The sequence below is a fragment of the Streptomyces sp. NPDC091282 genome (genome assembly GCF_044757385.1).
In the GTDB taxonomy this organism is placed as follows: Bacteria; Actinomycetota; Actinomycetes; order Streptomycetales; family Streptomycetaceae; genus Streptomyces; species Streptomyces gramineus.
On record NZ_JBIVUX010000007.1, the window covers coordinates 12,836 to 32,417 of the forward strand.

Annotated in this window: 11 protein-coding genes and 1 pseudogene; 3 read left to right on the forward strand and 9 right to left on the reverse strand. The window is 73.2% G+C overall.

Going from position 1 to position 19,582, the window contains the following annotated elements; genetic code table 11:
• The first annotated feature begins 254 nt into the window (after positions 1-254).
• Entirely contained in the window at positions 255-992 is a 738-nt protein-coding gene (locus ACIQOE_RS29590) for an MIP/aquaporin family protein (RefSeq protein ID WP_351319935.1), read from the forward strand.
• A 114-nt stretch (positions 993-1,106) separates the two neighbouring features.
• Complete coding sequence (gene glpK / locus ACIQOE_RS29595) at positions 1,107-2,624, forward strand: glycerol kinase GlpK (RefSeq protein WP_399012868.1); 1,518 nt, start codon at positions 1,107-1,109, stop codon at positions 2,622-2,624.
• Between the two features lie 62 nt (positions 2,625-2,686).
• Here the strand turns inward: glpK and ACIQOE_RS29600 are convergent, their stop codons facing one another.
• From ACIQOE_RS29600 to ACIQOE_RS29620, 5 genes and pseudogenes are all read right to left on the reverse strand, one after another.
• Positions 2,687-3,292 carry a GTP-binding protein gene (locus ACIQOE_RS29600; protein ID WP_401414760.1) on the reverse strand — a complete coding sequence of 202 codons (606 nt, stop codon included), beginning with the start codon at positions 3,290-3,292 and terminating at the stop codon, positions 2,687-2,689.
• A pseudogene (locus tag ACIQOE_RS29605) lies at positions 3,273-6,921 on the reverse strand (hydantoinase B/oxoprolinase family protein). The gene ACIQOE_RS29600 and the pseudogene ACIQOE_RS29605 overlap by 20 nt, the downstream one beginning before the upstream one ends.
• Before the next feature lie 24 nt (positions 6,922-6,945).
• Positions 6,946-7,341: a DUF742 domain-containing protein gene (locus ACIQOE_RS29610; protein WP_351319941.1), complete on the reverse strand. Its 396-nt coding sequence runs from the start codon at positions 7,339-7,341 to the stop codon at positions 6,946-6,948.
• A 9-nt stretch (positions 7,342-7,350) separates the two neighbouring features.
• The gene (locus tag ACIQOE_RS29615; RefSeq protein WP_351319943.1) at positions 7,351-7,785 is read right to left on the reverse strand and encodes a roadblock/LC7 domain-containing protein; all 435 of its coding nucleotides are present in this window, start codon (positions 7,783-7,785) and stop codon (positions 7,351-7,353) included.
• Positions 7,782-10,616, reverse strand: a complete 2,835-nt coding sequence (locus tag ACIQOE_RS29620) for a nitrate- and nitrite sensing domain-containing protein (protein ID WP_401414763.1) — start codon at positions 10,614-10,616, stop codon at positions 7,782-7,784. Before ACIQOE_RS29620 ends, ACIQOE_RS29615 begins: the two co-directional genes overlap by 4 nt.
• 436 nt (positions 10,617-11,052) lie before the next feature.
• Here ACIQOE_RS29620 and ACIQOE_RS29625 point away from each other — a divergent pair, with 436 nt between their 5' ends.
• The gene (locus tag ACIQOE_RS29625; protein WP_351319947.1) at positions 11,053-11,469 is read left to right on the forward strand and encodes a hypothetical protein; all 417 of its coding nucleotides are present in this window, start codon (positions 11,053-11,055) and stop codon (positions 11,467-11,469) included.
• Between the two features lie 30 nt (positions 11,470-11,499).
• Here the strand turns inward: ACIQOE_RS29625 and ACIQOE_RS29630 are convergent, their stop codons facing one another.
• The 4 genes from ACIQOE_RS29630 to ACIQOE_RS29645 all read right to left on the reverse strand — a co-directional run bounded on the left by ACIQOE_RS29630 (position 11,500) and on the right by ACIQOE_RS29645 (position 19,437).
• Positions 11,500-16,095, reverse strand: coding sequence for a hypothetical protein (locus ACIQOE_RS29630; protein ID WP_401414765.1), 4,596 nt, complete (start codon positions 16,093-16,095; stop codon positions 11,500-11,502).
• Between the two features lie 46 nt (positions 16,096-16,141).
• Entirely contained in the window at positions 16,142-17,005 is an 864-nt protein-coding gene (locus ACIQOE_RS29635) for a hypothetical protein (protein WP_351319951.1), read from the reverse strand.
• Positions 17,006-17,138: 133 nt separating this feature from the next.
• Positions 17,139-18,668: a hypothetical protein gene (locus ACIQOE_RS29640; protein ID WP_351319953.1), complete on the reverse strand. Its 1,530-nt coding sequence runs from the start codon at positions 18,666-18,668 to the stop codon at positions 17,139-17,141.
• A 67-nt stretch (positions 18,669-18,735) separates the two neighbouring features.
• Positions 18,736-19,437 carry a GntR family transcriptional regulator gene (locus ACIQOE_RS29645; RefSeq protein ID WP_365558334.1) on the reverse strand — a complete coding sequence of 234 codons (702 nt, stop codon included), beginning with the start codon at positions 19,435-19,437 and terminating at the stop codon, positions 18,736-18,738.
• Positions 19,438-19,582 lie beyond the last annotated feature (145 nt).

The window sequence follows — 19,582 nt, forward strand, 5'->3', positions numbered from 1 at the left end:
CTCCCTGAGTGCCGGTGAAAACTTCCGGTGTCGGTCGACATCGCCGTACATTCTCGGCGTAATCAGGCACTGCGCCATGGGCCGCTCCTGTCCTGAGCCCCGTTCCCCCATGGGCGATTCGGCTGCCACGGCACGCTCGTCACGGACGCCGGGCGGGGCGCGGGATCTCCCTGCCTTCGGCTGACGTCGTCAAGGGAACCGTTCCTGCTCGATGCGCCGGGGCAGATCCTCCGGCCAGCGCCCTAGGAGCCGCCATGAGCGACGGAGACATCTTCACCGGCGAAGTCATCGGCACGGCCATCCTGATCCTGTTCGGTGCCGGCGTCTGCGCCGCCGTCACCCTCAGACACTCCAAGGCGAGAGCCGCGGGCTGGGTGGTGATCGCCTTCGGCTGGGGATTCGGCGTCCTGGCCGGCGCCTACACCGCCGCTCCCCTCTCCGGCGGCCAGCTCAACCCCGCGGTCACCATCGGCATCGCCGTCGACACCGGTGCGTGGGGCAAGGTCTGGGTCTACCTGCTCGGCCAGTTCACCGGCGCGGTCCTCGGCGCCGTCCTCACGTACCTGGTCTACCTGGCCCAGTTCCGGGCCAACGTGCCCGACGCGGACACCGCGGAGGAGCCGACGCCCACGCTCGGCATCTTCTCCACCATCCCGGAGATCCGGAACCCGGTGGCCAATCTCGTCACCGAGATCATCGCGACGATCGCGCTGGTCCTGCCCGTCCTCGCCTTCGGGCTGACCAAGGGACTCGGCGAGTCCGGCACCACCGTGCTGATCGTCTGCCTGCTCGTCGTCGGGATCGGGCTGTCCCTCGGCGGGCCCACGGGCTACGCCATCAACCCGGCGCGCGACCTCGGCCCCCGGATCGTGCACAGCTTCCTGCCGATCCCCAACAAGGGCACCTCCGACTGGGGTTACGCCTGGATACCGGTCGTCGGCCCCCTGATCGGCGGGGCCCTCGCGGGCCTCGTCTACCACGTGGCCTTCTGACCCGCGGTCCGCCCACCGCGGTCCACCGGCCCGCGGTCGTCCGGAGAACCGATCGTCCCGGACGCGGCCCTCCGGTCCCACGCAGCCTTCCGACCCAGCCACCAAGGGGTAGCCATGACGGACACCGCCGAGCGGTACGTCGCCGCGATCGACCAGGGCACCACGTCGAGCCGCTGCATCATCTTCGACCACGGCGGCGCGATCGTCGCCGTCGACCAGCGCGAGCACCGCCAGATCTTCCCGAAGCCGGGCTGGGTGGAGCACGACGCCACCGAGATCTGGTCCAAGGTCCAGGCCGTGGTCGACGGCGCGCTCGCCACCGCCGGCCTGCGTCCCGACCAGCTGAGCGCGCTCGGCATCACCAACCAGCGCGAGACGACGGTCCTGTGGGACCGCGCCACCGGCAAGCCCGTGCACAACGCGATCGTCTGGCAGGACACCCGCACCGCGGCCCTGTGCGCCCGACTCGGCGGCAGCGACGGCCAGGACCGGTTCCGCGACCAGACCGGACTGCCCCTGGCCAGCTACTTCTCCGGGCCCAAGGCCGCCTGGTTGCTGGACAACGTGCCGGGGCTCAGGGACCGCGCCGAGCGCGGCGAGATCGCCTTCGGGACCATCGACTCGTGGCTGATCTGGAACCTCACCGGCGGCACCGACGGCGGCCGGCACGTCACCGACGTCACCAACGCCGGGCGGACCATGCTGATGAACCTGGAGACCCTCCAGTGGGACCGCTCCATCCTGTCCGCCATGGACATCCCCGAGGCGGTCCTGCCCGAGATCAGGTCCTCCGCCGAGGTGTACGGCACCGCCGTCGGCCGACTCGCCGGAGTCCCGGTGGCGTCCGCGCTGGGCGATCAGCAGGCGGCGGTCTTCGGCCAGGCCTGCTACGAGGTCGGCACGGCGAAGAACACCTACGGGACGGGCAGTTTCCTGCTCCTCAACACCGGCGACCGGCCGGTGCCGTCCAAGAACGGTCTGCTGACCACCATGGGCTACAAGATCGGCGACGCGGCGCCGGTGTACTGCCTCGAAGGGTCGATCGCCATCACGGGCGCGCTCGTCCAGTGGTTCCGCGACCAGCTCGGCATCATCCGCTCCGCCGACGAGATCGAGCCCCTCGCGGCCGGCGTCGACGACAACGGCGGCGCCTACATCGTGCCCGCCTTCTCCGGCCTGTACGCGCCCTACTGGCGCGCGGACGCGCGCGGGGTCGTCACCGGCCTCACCCGGTACGTCACGAAGGCACATCTCGCGCGCGCGGTCCTGGAGGCGACCAGCTGGCAGACGCGGGAGGTCGTGGACGCCATGTACCAGGACTCCGGGGTGCAGATCACGTCCCTGAAGGTGGACGGCGGCATGACCGTGAACAACCTCCTGATGCAGCACCAGGCCGACGTCCTCGGGGTGCCGGTGGTCCGGCCCCGGGTCGCCGAGACGACCTGCCTGGGCGCCGCCTACGCGGCCGGCCTCGCGACCGGCGTGTGGAACGACCTCGACGAACTCACCTCGCACTGGCAGAAGGACGCGGAGTGGACGCCCGCCATGGAGGCGTCGGTGCGCGAACGGGAGTACGCGAACTGGCGCAGGGCCGTGGAGAAGAGCTTCGGCTGGCTGGAGGACGGCGCCTAGCCGCCCGCACCGGGACCACGGCCCGTACCCCGGTCGGCGGGGGTACGGGCCGTGCCGGAGCGTCAGGTGGTGACGGCCCGGCGCCGGTCGGCCGCGTACGCCATCGCATGCTGGACCATGCCGATCAGCACCTCCTTGACCGACTCGCGGTCCCGGGCGTCGCACAGCAGGACCGGTACGTCCGGGTCGAGGTCGAGGGCCTTGCCGACGTCCTCGGCCGGGTAACGGTCCGCGTCCTCGAAGCAGTTGACGCCGACCACGAACGGTATGGAGCGCCGCTCGAAGTAGTCGACGGCGGCGAAACAGTCCTCAAGGCGGCGCGTGTCGGCGAGCACGACGGCACCCAGGGCGCCCTCGGACAGCTCGTCCCACATGAACCAGAACCGCTCCTGTCCGGGCGTGCCGAACAGGTACAGCACGAGGTCCTCGCGCAGGGTGATGCGGCCGAAGTCCATGGCCACGGTGGTGGTGTGCTTGCCCTCGACACCGTCGGTGTCGTCGACCGGCCGCCCGGCCTCGGTGAGCACCTCCTCGGTGCGCAGCGGTCTGATCTCGCTCACCGCGCCGACCAGCGTGGTCTTGCCCACGCCGAATCCGCCGGCCACGAGGATCTTGAGCGTGACGGGCTCGACCGGGGGCTTGCCGCGCTCAGATCGCCCGAAGATCATCGATCTCTTCTCCTGCTTGGTAAGGGTCGTTGCTGGTGGGGATCGTTCTCGACGGGGTCGGACGACGGCCGTCCGTATCCGCCGCCGCCCGGGGTCTCGACGACCAGTACGTCGTCGGCGCCGACGTCCGTGCTGTCGCTGCCGCCGAGTTCGGTGACCGTCCCGTCGGCGCGCTCCACGCGGTTCGCGCCGAGCGTGCCGGGTGCGCCGCCTGCCATGCCGTACGGCGGGACCCGGCGGTGCTGGGACAGGGTGGAGACGGTCATGGGTTCGAGGAAGCGGATCCGGCGGACCGCGCCGTCGCCGCCGTGCCAGCGGCCGGTGCCGCCGCTGCCGTGCCGTACGGCGAACTCGTCGAGACGCACGGGCAGCCGCCACTCCAGGACTTCCGGGTCGGTGAGCCGGGAGTTGGTCATGTGGGTCTGTACGACGCTCGCGCCGGCGAAGCCGTCGCCCGCTCCGGATCCGGAGGCGACGGTCTCGTAGTACTGGTGGTGGTCGTTGCCGAAGGTGACGTTGTTCATCGTGCCGGAGCCTTCGGCCTGCACGCCGAGCGCCGCGTAGAGGGCGCCGGTGAGGGCCTGGGAGGTCTCCACGTTGCCCGCGACGACGGCGGCCGGCGGCTCGGGGGCGAGCATCGACCCGGGCGGTACGACGATGTCCAGGGGGCGCAGGCAGCCGTCGTTGAGCGGGATGTCGTCGGCGACCAGGGTGCGGAAGACGTACAGGACGGCCGCGTGGACGACGGCGGACGGGGCGTTGAAGTTGGTGTCCAACTGCGCGGAGGTGCCCGTGAAGTCCACGGTCGCGCGCCGGTTCTCGCGGTCCACGCGCACGCGTACCCGGATGACGGCCCCCGAGTCGGTCTCGTAGGCGCAGGCACCGTCGTCCAGGGCGTCCACGACCCGGCGGACCGCCTCCTCGGCGTTGTCCTGGACGTGCCGCATGTAGGCCTGGACGACGTCGAGGCCGTACTCCTCGATCATGCGGCCGACCTCGTCGACGCCCTTGCGGTTGGCGGCGATCTGCGCGCGCAGGTCGGCGAGGTTGGTACGGATGTTGCGGGAGGGGTGACGGGCATCGGCGAGCAGCCGCCGGGTCTCGGTCTCGCGGAACCGGCCGTCCTCGGCGAGCAGCCAGTTGTCGAAGAGGACGCCCTCCTCCTCGATGGTGCGGCTGTCGGCGGGCATCGAGCCGGGGGCGATGCCGCCGATCTCGGCGTGGTGGCCGCGGGAGGCGACGTGGAAGAGGATCCGGTCACCCTGCGTGCCGAAGACCGGGGTGATCACGGTGACGTCGGGGAGGTGGGTGCCGCCGTGGTAGGGGTCGTTGACGGCGTAGGTGTCGCCGGGGCGCATCGAGGTGCCGCGGCGGCGGACGACCTCTTTCACGCTGGTGCCCATGGAGCCCAGGTGGACGGGGATGTGCGGGGCGTTGGCCACCAGGTTCCCGTCCGGGTCGAACAGGGCGCAGGAGAAGTCCAGGCGTTCCTTGATGTTGACGGACTGGGCGGTGGACTCCAGCCGGGCGCCCATCTGCTCGGCGATCGACATGAAGAGGTTGTTGAAGACCTCCAGCAGGACCGGGTCGGCTTCCGTGTCGAGATCGGAACTCTCCGTGACCGTCGCCCGTTCCATGACCAGATGCCCGTCGTCGGTCGCCACGGCCCGCCAGCCGTCGTCGACGACAGTCGTGGCCCCGGCCTCGGCGATGATCGCCGGACCGGTGACGGGCTCGCCGGGAGGAAGGCACTCGCGGCGGTGCAGGGGGACGTCGCGCCAGGCGCCGCCGGTGTGCAGGCGGACGCTCTCCGGTGCGGCGGGGCGGCCTTCGTACGGGGCGAGGGCGGAGAGATCGGGGGGTGGGGTGATGCCGGTGGCTTCCACGGAGAGGGCTTCGACGACGACCGGGCGGTCGAGCGTGAAGGAGTACGTGGCGCGATGACGTTCTTCGAAGGCGTGTCTCATCGCGTCGGGCTCGGTGAGCTCGACGGTGAGGGTGGTGTCGGTGCCGTCGTAGCGGAGCTGGGCGCGGCGGGTGACCTCGATGCGGTCCTCGGGGACGTCCTCGGCGAGGAGTTCGGCGCGGGCCGCGGCCTCCAGGTCGTCGGCGGTCCCGCGGACGCCGGGCATGGCGGCGGGCTCCAGGGTCGCCTCGACGGACTGTTCGCGCATGGCGGTGGTGTCGGCCAGCCCGATGCCGAGCGCGGACAGGAGTCCCGCCATGGGCGGCACCAGGACGCTGCGGATGCCGAGCGCGTCGGCGACCATGCAGGCGTGCTGGCCGCCCGCCCCGCCGAAGGTGGTGAGGGCGTACCGGGTGACGTCGTGGCCCTTCTGGACGGAGATCCGTTTCACGGCGTTGGCGATGTTGGCCACGGCGATGCTCAGGTAGCCCTCGGCGACCTGTTCCGGGGTCCGGTCGTCGCCGGTCCGTTCGCTGATCTCCCGTGCCAGGGCGGTGAAGCGGTCGCCGACCAGGCCGTCGTCGAGCGGCTGGTCGCCGTCGGGGCCGAACACGCGGGGGAAGTGGGCGGGCTGGATCCGGCCGAGCATGACGTTGGCGTCGGTGACCGTGAGCGGGCCGCCGTTGCGGTAGCAGGCGGGGCCGGGGTCGGCACCCGCGGAGTCGGGGCCGACGCGGTAGCGGGAGCCGTCGAAGTGCAGCACCGAACCGCCGCCCGCGGCGACGGTGTGGATGTCCAGCATGGGGGCGCGCAGCCGGACGCCCGCGAGCTGGGTGGTGAAGACGCGTTCGTAGCCGCCGGCGTAGTGGGAGACGTCGGTGGAGGTGCCGCCCATGTCGAAGCCGATGACCCGGTCGAAGCCCGCGAGCTGCGACATCCGGGCCATGCCGACGATCCCTCCGGCCGGCCCGGACAGGACGGCGTCCTTGCCGCGGAACTGTCCGGCCTCGGCGAGCCCGCCGTTGGACTGCATGAACATCAGCCGGACGCCGTCCAGGTCGTCGGCGACGCGGCGGACGTAGCGGCGCAGGACGGGCGAGAGGTAGGCGTCGACGACGGCGGTGTCGCCGCGCGGCACGAGCTTCATCAGCGGGCTGACCTCGCTGGACAGCGAGATCTGCGGGAAGCCGGTGCGGGCGGCCAGCTCGCCGATCGCCTGCTCGTGCGCGGGGTGGAGATGGCTGTGCATGCAGACGACGGCGACGGCGCGGATCCCGTCGTCGTAGGCCTCCTGCAGCGGACCCGCCAGGGCGTCCAGGTCGGGGGCGCGCAGGACGGTGCCGTCGGCGGCGATCCGCTCGTCGGCCTCGACGACCCGCTCGTAGAGCAGCTCGGGAAGGTCGATGCGGCGGGCGAAGATGCGGGGGCGGTTCTGGTAGGCGATGCGCAGGGCGTCGCGGAACCCGCGGGTGATGACGAGCAGGGTGCGTTCGCCCGTGCGTTCCAGCAGTGCGTTGGTGGCGACGGTGGTGCCCATCCGGACGGCGTCGACCTGGTCGCCGGAGTCGGCGAGCAGTGCGCGGACGCCGGCCACGGCGGCGTCCGCGTACCGCTCGGGGTCCTCGGAGAGCAGTTTGCGGGTGAGCAGCCGGCCGTCCGGGCGCCGCGCGACGACGTCGGTGAACGTTCCGCCCCGGTCGACCCAGAACTGCCAGCCTGTCACGTCACTACTCCGTATCCGCGCCGGTCACAGCGCCCGGAGGCCGTTGATCACGTCGCGCAGAATACTCTCGTCGACCAGCTCGGCCGGTGGGACCGGGCGGTTGACGTGCACGAGTTCACCGTCGACGAGGTCGCCGACGAGGACCCGGACGACTCCGACGGGCAGGTCGAGTCCGGAAGCCAGCTCGGCGACGGACTGCGGGGTGTCACGGCAGAGCTCGACGATGTCGACGTGCTCAGGGGACAGCATCCGGTCGTCCTCGGGGTCGTCCGCGTGCGGCTCCGTGACGACCACCGCGATCAGATCGAGGCGGTGCTGGGCCGCGCTGGTGGTGCGGCCCCGCGTCATGGCGTACGGACGGACGACCGGACCGGCCTCGTCGTCGAACCAGTGACTTCTTCCCTGACCGTCTCCGCTCATGTCATCCCACTACCCGCCTGCGGGCAGATCGGTGCGCGGAGCGGACACCAGATGTACGCCGACCCGCTTGACCAGGAGCGTCATCTCGTACGCGACCTGGCCGACGTCGGAGTCGGCGTCGGAGAGGACGGCCAGGCAGCTGCCGTCACCGGCCGCCGTGACGAAGAGGAAGGCGTCGTCGAGCTCGACGACGGTCTGCCGGACGCTGCCCGCCTCGAAGTGGCGGCCGACGCCCTTGGCGAGGCTGTGGAAGCCGGAGGCCACGGCCGCCAGGTGCTCGCCGTCCTCTCTGGTGAGGTCCTTGGAGACACCGGTGGCCAGGCCGTCGCCGGAGAGCACGACGGCCTTGCGGATGCTCGCGACCCGGTCGACCAGGTCGTCCAGGAGCCAGTTCAGCTCGCCCTTGTTCGTCGCCGTGTGGCCGGTCGCCTTCGGATCGGTCATCGACCGTCCCCCTTAGTCGTTCCTTGTGCCGTGTCGTTGCCGGACGCGTCGTCCGCGGTGTTCTCCGCCCGGCCGCGCTGCCAGCCTCGCTGGAGCGAGGCCATACGGCTGCGGACCTCGTCGGCGTCGCGCTCGGCGGGTTCCTGCTCGTGCCCGGCGGGTCGGGCCGGGTCCTGCCGCAGCTGTGGGGCCAGGTTGGCCTGCCGTACCCGCCGGGGCAGCGGCCGGCTGCCGGGTGCGGCCTCGGCGGGTGTGCTGCCGAGGGGCGGGACGGAGTCGTCGGTGCCGCTGCCGGAGGCGATCGCGGGGCGGCGGGTGCGGCGGGGCAGGGCCGGCGGTCCGGCGGCTGCGGTGCCGCTGTCCGGGTCGGCCGCCGTGCGTCGCCCGTCGCGGCCACCGGGGTCGCCGGCGCCCTGCCCGGACGGATCGGTGCGGCGGCGGGAGGGCAGCGGGGCCGGTCCGCCGGGTTCGGGACGGCCCGGGTCCGCCGGATCACGCTCGTCCGGTCCGGCGCGGCGGGAGCGCGGCTCGGTGACGGGCTTGCCGTGCGAGCTGACCAGCTTGGGGGCGCTCCGCCGGGGCAGCGGCACCGGAGGTCCGGGGCGCTCGTCGCGGAAGCCGTCGGCGGCGTCCGGCGCGGGCTGACGCAGCTCGCTCACGACCGGCCCGGTGTCGTCCTCGGGGTGCGCGAGGGAGCGGCGGGGGCGGAACAGGCCGCCGCGCTCGCTGTCCTCCTCGCCGAGGGCGCCGGGGAAGCCGCCGAGGGCGTCCAGGTCGACGGGGGCCTCCAGCTCGACCGGCCCGCCCAGCAGCGCGGTCGGCAGCCCCGGGCGCTGCGCGGGCACCTGGGCGAGGGTGCCGGCGCGGCTCTCCTCGGCCCCGGTCTCCGCGGCGGCCCGGGTGCGGTCGAGGCGGAAGCCGACTCCGTTGGTGTCGGGGACGTCCTCGGTCAGCAGCAGGTCGGGGATGAAGACGACGGCGGTGGTGCCTCCGTAGGGCGACGGCTGGAGCGAGACGCGGACGTTCTGGCGCTGTGCGAGGCGGCTGACCACGAACAGGCCGAGCCGGTCGGTGTCGGACAGCTCGAACTCGGGGGTCTCGGCGAGCCGCAGGTTGGCGTCGAGGAGCGCCTCGGCCGCCATGCCGAGTCCCCGGTCGTGGATCTCCAGGGTGAAGCCGTTGGCGACCCGTTCGCCGAGCACCTGGACGGCGGTGTGCGGCGGCGAGAACACCGTGGAGTTCTCCAGGAGTTCGGCCACCAGGTGGGTGAGGTCGGCGACGGCGGGACCGGTGACGGCGACCCGGGGCAGCCGGCGGACCTCGATGCGCTCGTAGTCCTCGACCTCGGCCACGGCGGCACGCACCACGTCCATCAGCTGGACGGGGCGCCGCCACTGCCTGGAGGGGGCTGCGCCGGAGAGGATCACCAGGCCCTCGGCGTGCCGGCGCATGCGGGTGGTGAGGTGGTCGAGGCGGAACAGGTCGGCGAGTTCGTCGGTGTCCTCGGTCCTGCGCTCCATGGTGTCCAGCAGGGTGAGCTGCTTGTGCAGCAGTACCTGGCTGCGGCGGGCGAGGTTGACGAAGACCTCGGAGACGCCGGAGCGCAGTTCGGCCTGCTTGACGGCGGCCTCCACGGCGGCGCGCTGCAGGGTGTTGAGGGCCTGGCCGACCTCGCCGATCTCGTTCCTGTCGTATTCGAGGCGCGGGACCTCGGTCTCCACGTCGACCTCTTCGCCCGCGGACAGCCGGCGCATCACGCTGGGCAGCCGGATCCCGGAGGCCTCGTGCGCCTCCTGCCGCAGCAGCCGCAGGTCGCGGATGAGACTCCGGCCGACCCGGACCGACACGACCAGCGAGAAGAGCACGGCGACCAGGCCGAGCACGCCGACGACGGCCGCCTGCACGATCACGCCGACCGCGACGGGCCGGATGCGGTCCTGGTAGCGGTCGCCGACCTGGTCGTCGAGGGTGCGCAGTTCGTCGAGGACGATGCCGGCGGAGGTGTCCCAGCTCTGGGCGGTGACGTCGTTCGGCACCCCGGACCCGGCGTCGGTGACGGACTTCTCCGCGGTGCGCAGCGGGGCGGTCGTGGCGTTCTTCCAGAAGCGGTCGAAGCGGTCGCGTTCCGACGCGGGCAGCAGCGGCAGGCTGATGTCGTACAGGAGGGTGCGCTGGGCGACGAGATCGGATATCTCGCGGGTCTCGGCGCGGGAGATCCTGCCGACCACGAGGGCGGAGCCCAGCAGGGCGTCCTCGCGGGAGAGGAGTTCGCGGGCGCGGGTGACGTTGACGAGCGCGCGGGCCTGCTTGTCCATCTCGACGTCGTCGAGCCCGCCGAGGGAGGCGAGCAGCGTGTAGCAGGGGTCGACCACGCGGTTGTAGAGGTCGAGGGCCTGGGCGCGGCTGACGGTGCCCTGTTCGACGCTGTGGCGCAGGGCGCCGATGCCCTCGAACGCGTCGAGGACGGCGGTGAGCCGTTCGGTGTCGTCGGCGCTCATGCCGTCGCGGGAGCTCTGCTTCCCGGCGTTCGCGCGCAGTTCGGCGACGGCGGTGTCGGTGGCGGCGCGGGTGCGGTTCAGGGCGGCGCCGGCGTCGGCGCCGCGCGGGTCGGCGAGATAGACGAGGGTCTGCCGGCGTTCCTGCTGGAGGACCCGGGCGGTGTCCTCGGCGGGATAGCCGAGGTCCTCCACGGTGTGCGACACGTGGAACATCCGGGTGACCTCGCGGCCCGTGAGCACGGCCGCGAAACCCCAGACGGCGGTCAGAGACACCAGCGGCACGAGAAGCAGCGCCACGATCTTCCGGCGGATCGACTTCCCGCGAAAGCGCATGGCCTCCCCCAGCTCGACCCCCGCCGGCCGGGGGTACACGTGTACGTCAACAAACGGCGCGAGCCTACTACCGCGGCGTGGATAACTCGAAGACGCGTCGGGACGGTGAACCTCCGCCGCCGGGCCGGGACATGGGGAGGGCGCGGGGAGAGATGTCCGGGCATTGCGGGAGATTGCCACCGCGATGGCGCCGACTTCGCGTGCGTCAGGGCGGGAAGGGCCCGAAGGATCAATTGGCCGGAAATTTTCACAGGTGGGGAATCTTCGGGCGAGTTCGTTCGTCCTTGTTGGTGGGTGATGGATGCGAAATCGGCCACAGGAGCCGTATCTCGCGTCCGGGCAGCGTAAAACAGCGCAAGCCGGGCAGCCACAGGGGAGCCGGGGTCGTGGGACTCCGGTGCGACGGGGTCTGTCGGCGGTGGGGAGTGACACCTTGATGGGGACGGCTCAGCGACGCTCGGCGTCCGAGGACGGCACGGCGACGCAGGCACAGGAACAGGCGCAGTACCGGCCGTTGTGGGTCGAGGAGCCCGCCAAGCGGTACCGGATGCCCGATCCGGTGCGCAGGTCGGCGGTGCGGGCGCTGATCATAGTCGCCGTCACGCTGATCCAGGCCATGGTGGCGTTCTTCTGCACGATGGCGGAGTCCTGGCTGGCGTTCCCGATGGTGATCAGCAGTGTGGCGAGCACGGTGCTGGCCACCTGGGGCGTGGTGGACGTGCTGGTGACCCGTCAGGTGTGGAACCAGCGTTACGGCGTGGTCTCGGAGCCGAGCAGCACGGCGCGCTCGCTCCGCCGGGAGCGGCGCGCTGCCCGGCGGCGCGGCGGCGCCGGGCAGCTGTCCCACTCCTGAGGCCGGTGGGCGCCCCGGGAGACCGGGGCCTCAGGCCGACGGCTTCCTGAACATGCGGGTCGCCGTGATCTCGCTGTGCCCGGCCTCTCCGCCCTGCGGCTGCTGCGGCAACCCGGGGCGCAGGTGCTCCTCGACGCTGATGTACTTCAGCCCGGCCCTGAGGTCGGCGTCGTTCCGCAACCGGATGACCAGCGGGAACTCGGCCAGCGCGGTGGTGTCGAAGAGCCCGGTCGTGTAGAGGAGCTGCACGCCCAGCGCGTCGGACACGGCCCGCTGGAGCTCCAGCAGATAGGTCGCGTTGGCCCGGCCGATGGGGTTGTCGAGGAACAGCGTGCCCGCGTGCCGGTGCTTGTCGCGGCCGCGGTCGTTGGACCTGAGCGCGGCCATCGTGCAGTACAGGGCGATGGCCGCGGTGAGCAGCTGACCGCCGGAGAACACGTCCCCCATCTGTCCCACCGGCACCCGCTCGGCGCGCAGCACGGCGTCCGGCTTGAGGATCTCGACGGCGACGCCCTTCGGCTGCAGGGCCGCCCCGACTCCCCTCAGCAGCAGGGACATGCCGTCCCGTCGCAGGTCGGAGTTCTTCTTGACGGCGGCCCTGGTCGCCTCGTCGATGACCTCGCCGAGCCGTTCGGCGAGGGTGGCCTGGTCGGGCTCCTCGAAGCGGATCCGCAGGAACTCCTGCCCGGACCACTCGCCGAGCCCTTCGGGCAGCCGGGACAGCCGCTGGGCGGACCGCAGGGTGGCGAGGGCCGACTCGACGAGCCCGCGCAGCCGGTCCACGATCGAATCGCGGTTGCGCTCCAGCTGGGCCAACTCGTCGGTCAGCACCCGCAGCCGGGGTGCGAAGGCGTCCGCCCACTTCTGCGCGTGCTCGGGCAGCGCGGCGGCGGGCAGTTCCCGGATCTGCTGCCGCGCGGGCGTCCGGACCGCCTCGTAGCGTGTGGAGTTGGCGTGCCGTACGAGGACGTCGCCGGCCTCGCGCACGGCGGACTCGGCGGCGGAGAGGTCACCGGCGCAGCCGCGCAGCGACCGGCGGGCCTCGGCGGCGGACTGCCGGGCCTCCTCCAGGGCGCCGGGGTAGGGCTCGGTCTCCTCCTGCTCCTCCTCGGCGACGTGTTCGCGCAGCAGGTCGCGGAGCATGGCGGCGATCTCGTCGAAGCCGCCGGCCGCGTCCTCGGCCGCGCGGTGGCCGTCGAGCAGTTCGGCGTGCGCCTCCCTGGCCCGGGCCAGGGACTCGGTGCGGGTGGCGAGTTCGGCGGTCGCGGTGCGCAGCAGGGCCTGGGCGTGCTCGGCGTCGCGGGGCTGGAGTTCCTCGGGCAGTTCGGTGTGCGCCTCGCCGTCCTCGGGGGCGTGCCGTTCGGCCTCGCCGCGCAGCCGGCCGAGCTGCTCGCTGGCGGTGGACATCCGGGTCTCCAGGAGCTGCACCAGCTCCTCAGCGCGGGCCGCGGCGGCCTGCCGGGACGGCCCGTCGGAGCCGTCGGGCGAGCCGAGCAGCTGCTCCGCGCGGGTGCGGACCTTGTTGGTCAGCCGTTCCAGTTCGGCGAGCGCGGCGCTCTCGTCGCTCTCCGAACGGGCCTGTTCGGCACGGAGGTCGGCGCCGACGCCGACCTTCTCGTACACCTGCGAGGCGGCCCGGTAGGCCTCCCGCAGGGCGGGCAGCGAGGACCTGGCGGTGTCCTCGTCGGCCTCGGGCACGTCGTCGGGGGCGCCGGCGATCTCGGCGCGCTCGGCGCGCAGGGCGCGGGCGGTGCGGCGGGCGTCGTCGGCGGCGCGCTGGGCGCCGCGCCGGTCCTCGTCGGCGGCCCGGGCGCGCTCCAGGCAGGACTGGGCGCGGGCCTCCGACTCGGTGGCCTCGTCGGCGAGTTCGCGCAGTCTGACCTGCCAGCCGGCCCGCTCCCGCAGCCGGAACGCGAGGCCGGCGAGGGCGTCGGCGGCACGGCGGGTCCTCTGCGCCGCCTCCTGCCGTTCGTCGCGCACCTGGGCGGTCTCGGCGGCCGCCTCCTCGGTCTCGGCGCGCAGGGTCCGTGCCTCGGCCAGCTCGGCCTCGGACTCCTCGGCGAAGGCGCGGGCCTCACCGGCGGCGCGGGCCAGCTCCACGAGCCGTCCGGCCGGGCAGCCGGTGCGCCAGGAGGCGAGCCGTGCGGCCAGCTCACGGTCCTTGCCGAGCCGGGCGGCGAGGCCGCGGATCTCGTCGTCCCGTTCGGTGGCCCGGGCACGCAGTGCCTGCCGTTCCTCGTCGGCGGCGTGCTCGTCGTGCATGGCCGGGTTCGGCGGGACGAGGAACACGTCGCCCGGTGCGGCGTCGGCGGCCGGGGTCGGCGCGAGCAGGGCGGCGGCCGTGCCGACGGCGACGGCGGAGCGCGGGAGCAGGGCGGCCTCGCCGAGCGTCTCGCGGGCGCGCGCGTGAGTGTCCGGGTCCGTGATGATGACGCCGTCGACGAGTTCGGGGCGGGCGGCGAGCACGCGCGCGTGGTCGGCCGGGTCGACCGCCTGGGCGAGATAGCGCCAGCCGGGCAGCGCCGGGATGCCGTGCTCGCCGAGGTACTCGACGGTGGCCAGCACGTCGGGACCGGGCGGGAGCAGGCCGCCGTCGCCGAGGGCGCCGAGGATCCGGGAGTCGTCGGCGGCCGCGGTGCGCAGTTCGAACAGGTGCCGTTCGGCGGAGCCGACGGCGTCGTCGAGCAGTTCGCGCAGCTCGTCGGCGAACCGGTCGAGTTCCTCGGCGCCGAACGACTCGTCGTTTTCCTCGCCGCGGGGGCGCGGAATGGTCGTACGGGAACCGGTGAGGCCCAGCAGTTCGGTGAGCCGTTCCTCCGCGGCCAGGGCCTGGGCCAGACGCCTCTCGGCGTCGTGGGTCCGCTCGGCGGCGGTCGCGGCGTCGGAGGCGCGGGCGGCGGTGAGTTCGGCGCGGGACTCGGCGGAGGCCGCCTCGCGCGCGTGCTCGGCGGCCTTCCGGGAGGCCTCGCGTGCGGTGTCCCAGGCGGCCACGGCGGTCTTCTCGGCGTCGCTGGCCGCGAGGGCGGCGCGGGCCGGGTCGGCGTCCGGGGCGCTGTCGTCGAGCCAGCCGGCGCGGACCGCCTCGGCGGTCTCCTGCTCGACCTCGCCGAGGCGCTGGCGCAGGTGCCCGGCCTCGCTGCGGGCGCGCTGTGCCTCGGTCGCGGCCGAGGTGGAGTCCCGGTGGGCCGAGTCGCTGACCTCCTGGAGGGCGGCGGACCGCTCCTCCTCCTCGTTGGCGAGGTGCTCCGCGCTCTGGGCGGCGGCGTGCAGGGCCCGTACGAGATCGACGGCGGCCTTGGCACGGGCGGCGAGCGCGGGTGCGGCGTCGCGTTCGGCCTCCTGGATGGCCGCGGAGACCCGGGCGACGCGGTCGGCGGCGGCGCGGTGGCGGAGCACGGCCTCGGCGGCCTGCCAGGCCGCGTGCAGGGTGCGGGCCTCGGCCAGCTCGCGTTTCTGCGCGGCGGCGGACTTCTCGCCGGCGGCCAGGGCCAGCGAGGCGTGCCGGTAGGCGAGTTCGGCGGCGATCCGGGCGCTGCGCTCGCGGGCGCCCTCGGAGTGCGTGACGGCGTAGGCGGCGGCCGTGACGCGCTGGGCGAGGTCGGCGGCGCGCACCCGTTCCCGCGCGCCGCGCGCGGACAGCCGGCGCGCGAGCGTGCGGGTACGGCGCTCGGCACCCGTGTGGATGTCCCGTGCGCGCGAACGGGCTTCCGCGGCGTCCACGATCCGGCCGAGCAGGTCCACCGATCCGGCGGTGAAGTCGCGTTCGGCGATCAGCTCGGCCCGGCGGCCGAGTTTGTTGCCGAAGCCGCCGACCAGGTCGGCGAGCCCGTCGGTGTCCCGGGTGTCGGTCACCGCGCGCAGCAGCAGGTCGGTGAAGTCGGAGTCCTTCTTGACCGCGAAGAGGCCGGCGGCCTCGCCCTCGTCCGCGTTCATCTCCCTCTGGTAGCGGAAGAGTTCGGGGTCCAGGCCGAGGTCGCCGAGGTGCTCGATCCAGCGGTCGTGGATCTCCTCCCAGTGCACCTCCAGATGCGGGTACGCCTTGCCCGCCTCGGTGAGGGCGTCGCGGAAGCCCTTCATGGTGCGCCGCCGTCCCTGCGCGCCGGAGGCGCCTTCCACGGGCGGCCGTACGGCGGTGGACTCGGCGACCGGCAGGTTGTCCAGGGCGAGCCCGGGGCCGGGCCGGAACGAGTACCAGGCCTCGGCGAACTTCCGCGGGTCGTTGGAGACCTGCCGTCCGCGCCACTCGCTCACCTTGCCGACGACCACGGATTCGCCGGTGAGCGTGTGCTGCCATTCCAGGGCGACGTGCCCGCAGTCGTCGGCGAGCAGAAACTTGCGCAGCACGCCGGAGCTGGCGCCGCCGAGGGTGTTGCGGTGGCCCGGCAGCATCACCGAGAAGATCAGTTTGAGCAGGACCGACTTGCCGCCGCCGTTCTCCAGGAAGAGCACGCCGGCGGGCGCGGGTCTGCGCGGCGGGCCGGTCGGCTCCTCCTCGAAGAACTCCGCCTGGGTGGGGGCCGGGTCGGGCACCGGCCGGCCGACGCCCCGCAGGTCCAGCACGGTGTCGGCGTAGCGCGCACCGGCCGGCCCGATGGAGTAGAGGCGGACCCGGGACAGCTCGTACATGGCGGACTCTCGTAAGTCTGGGGAAGGGTGCGGTGGTTCGGGACGGTCAGGAGTGGAACGGCAGCCCGGCGTCGGCGGCCAGGTCGTCGCTGTCGTCGGCGGGCAGCAGGCTGGCCGTGCCGTCGGTGACCGGGACGACGCCCAGTTCCAGCAGTTCGGCCATGGCGGCGCTGCCGGCCATGTCCCGTACCTGGAGCTGGTAGCGGGCCGTCGTGCGGTAGGTGCCGCCCTGGTCGTCGCCGGTGCGCTGGAGGAAGCCCGAGTCGGTGAGGAAGACGACGGCCTTGCCGATGATGCCGGTGGTGGATCCGGCCAGCCGGCGGGCGTCCTTGGTGGCGCCGGTCGCGCTGCGTCTGGCCCAGATCCGCCAGGCGGCCTCCAGGCCGGGGGCGTCGCTGGCCGGGTCGGTGTTCTCGCCGAGTGCGTCGGCGCGCTCCTCCAGGCGGCGGCAGGCCTGCCGGACGAAGGTGTCGACGCCGTTGACGGTGATGCGCCCGATGTAGCCGTCGTCGGCCAGGTCCTCGGGGCGCGGGAAGGCCAGCGCGGCGACGGCGAGGTGGGCGAGGCCGTGCAGGAACCGGTCGCCGCCGTCGGCGGAGGTGCGCCGCGCGTAGTCGCCCATGCGGACGGCGAACACCGAGTCCTCGGCGGCGGTCACGGCCATGCCGGCGCGGGGCGACACCTCCAGCACGACCAGGCCGAGTCCGGCGGCCACGGCGTCCGCGAGCCGCGCGAAGGGCGGGTCCTCGCGGTAGCGGCGCAGCAGCTCCGTGTACTCCTGGTCCCGCGCGGGCTGCAGCTTGGGCTGGAGTCCGAAGGCGACGAGCCGGGCCGCGTCGGCGGCGTCGGCGGGCGTGACGGCAGCGTTGGCCGGCGCGGGGGGCGCGTCGGCCTCGACGTACTCGTTCACGAGGGCAACTCCTTGAGCTTGAGGACGGGGGCCGGCGCGAGCGGCCCGTGGGCGGCGCGGGGCCGCGGTGGTTTCGCGGCCGCCGCCGCGCGGGCGCGGCCGGCCGCGTGCGGCCGGCACCCGGTGCGGGGCATCACGCGGCCTCGGTCCGGTCCGCGGCCATCCCCGCCGCGTCCAGCAGGGCGGTCCCGACGATCAGGTCGGCGCCGCCGAAGCCGGGGTCGTCCAGCTCGGTGCCGTCGTCCACGGCGAACAGCAGTTTCTGCTCGCCCTGCCGGTAGGCCGTGCCCACGGCGGGGCTCGCGGCGTGCACGGCCAGCAGCGCGACCAGGTAGGCAAGATCCTCGCCGCCCGCCCGCCGCGCCTCCGCGAGCAGTCCGGACAGCCGGCGCGGGGCGTCGGCCGGGAGGTCCAGCAGCCGCATGGCGTCGGCCAGCTGCTCCTCGCTGAACCGGCTGTCGTCCGGTGTGGCGATGAGGTCCGGCTCGGGCATCTCCGCGCCCAGGTGCTCCCGTTCCACCGGAGGCGTCAGCAGTATGTCGACGAGGTCGCCCACCCGGACCGACACCGGTGTCCGCAGTCCGGTGCCGCGGTCGAAGAAGGCTCCGGTGACCCGGCTCGCCTGCTCCAGCGGCAACGGGAGCAGCGGCGCGAGCAGGTGCCCGTACAGGTCCGTCCCGGATGTCGTCATCGGTGTCGCGAACGCCTGCCGGTCCTGTTCCGCGCGGAACAGCGGGCCGGCCTCCAGCAGCCGGGACTGGAGCTGGGTGTGGCGTCGGATGCAGTCCTTGACGATGTCGACCAGTTCGGCGGCGCGCCGCTTGTTCTCCGGGTCCTCGGTCTCGTCGCGGGCCTTGCGGATGTTGGTGAGGATCGCGTTCTCGTGGCGGTAGCGGTCCGCGACGTGGTCCAGGGCCTCGGCGATCATGTCGGGGACGGCGTTGAGCCAGTCCACCGCGCGGACGTTGCGGCGGGTGGCGTCCAGGGCGCGGCGCAGTGTCTCCGAGTACTGCACGGTCCGGTAGCGGGCCTGCTCGGCGGCGAGCTGGGCGTCGGCGAGGCGGCCGCGGTTGATCAGCACCTCCAGCTTGACCTCGGCGGCGATCTGGGCGCTGGTGACGTCCGTGTCGAGGGCGCCGACCAGGACGTTGACCGCTTCGTCGGTGGTCCGCAGGTACACCGTGCCGCCGGGGCCCGGGACCTCCTCGATCAGCTTGAAGTCGTAGTCCCGGCGGACGTAGGACCCGTCGGGGGCGAAGGTGCCGTACACCGCGCGGAAGCCGCGGTCGACGCTGCCGACGTTGATCAGGTTCTCCAGGACCCAGCGGGCCACGCGCTCGTGCTCGGCCACGGGACGGTGCGGGGTCTGGGCGGAGATGCGGGGGATCAGCCGGGCGACGATCTGTTCGTGGTCGGCGCCGGTGTCGAAGTCCATGTTGAGCGTGACCAGGTCGATGGCGGAGAGGGCCACCTCCGCCATGCCGTACACCGAGTACTCGCCCGCGAGGTTCGCCTTGCGGGTGTCCAGGTCGTGCAGCGGCGCGGTGCAGGCGAGCGCGCGCAGCCGCCGCGCCAGCCCCTCGTCGGCGGCCGGGCCCGGCGCCGGGCGCGGCCCCGCGCTGAGCTGGGGCGGAACGCTGTCCGTCGTCGCAGGCGAAGTCACGGTGCACAGACTAGGTCCTTGGTCTGACAACGACCCAAACGGGACGGCTGCGCCGGGAGCGCCGCCCCTACGGTGTGGGGTCCTCGCCGACCCTGCGGCGGTAGACCTCGACCACCCGTTCCAGGGAGTCGGTGAGGTAGGTCTCCAGGAGCCGTTCCGCCCGGCGCCTGTCGCCCTTCTCCAGGGCGCCCAGGATCTCCTGGTTGCGGGACAGGTACGGCTCGTGCAGGGCGTGCGGGTCGTCGACGACGTGGAACGCGAGGCGGAGTTCGGCGAAGACGCTGCGCATGAGTTCGCCGGTGCGTTCGCTGCCGGCCAGCGCGACCAGTTCCCGGTGGAAGTGGATATTGGCCGTACCCACCGCTTTCCAGTCATCTCCGGCCGCCGCGCGCCGGCCCTCCGTGACCGCTCCGGCGAGTCGGTCCAGCGCGTACGGGGGCTCGCCGAGGCCGCGTACGACGGCGCACTCGACCAGGGACCGGGTGCGGTAGATGTCCTCGACGTCCTCGACCGTCAGGACCCGGACGAAGACGCCCCGGTTGAGTTCGTGGACCAGCAGGCGTTCGTGGGTGAGCAGCCGGAACGCCTCGCGCAGGGTGTTGCGCGAGACACCCAGCGCGCCGCCGATGCCGTCTTCCGAGAGGCGGGTTCCCGGTGGGAAGAACCCGTCGGCGATACGGCCCCTGAGGATGTCGGAGACCCGTTCGGCGGTGCTGGTGCGCCCGAGGAGCGCGCGGTCGTCGGCCAGTCCCGTCAGCTGCTCTGCCATGCCCGGAATTCAACCGCAGACACCGGAACGAAACAACGTGGGTATTGAAGGATCGTTGAACGATCCTCTACGGTGCTCAGCACGCTCACCCCGGCACGGCACCGCACCGCTCAGTCCCGCACCCTTCGTCCCCCCTCTTCAGCGA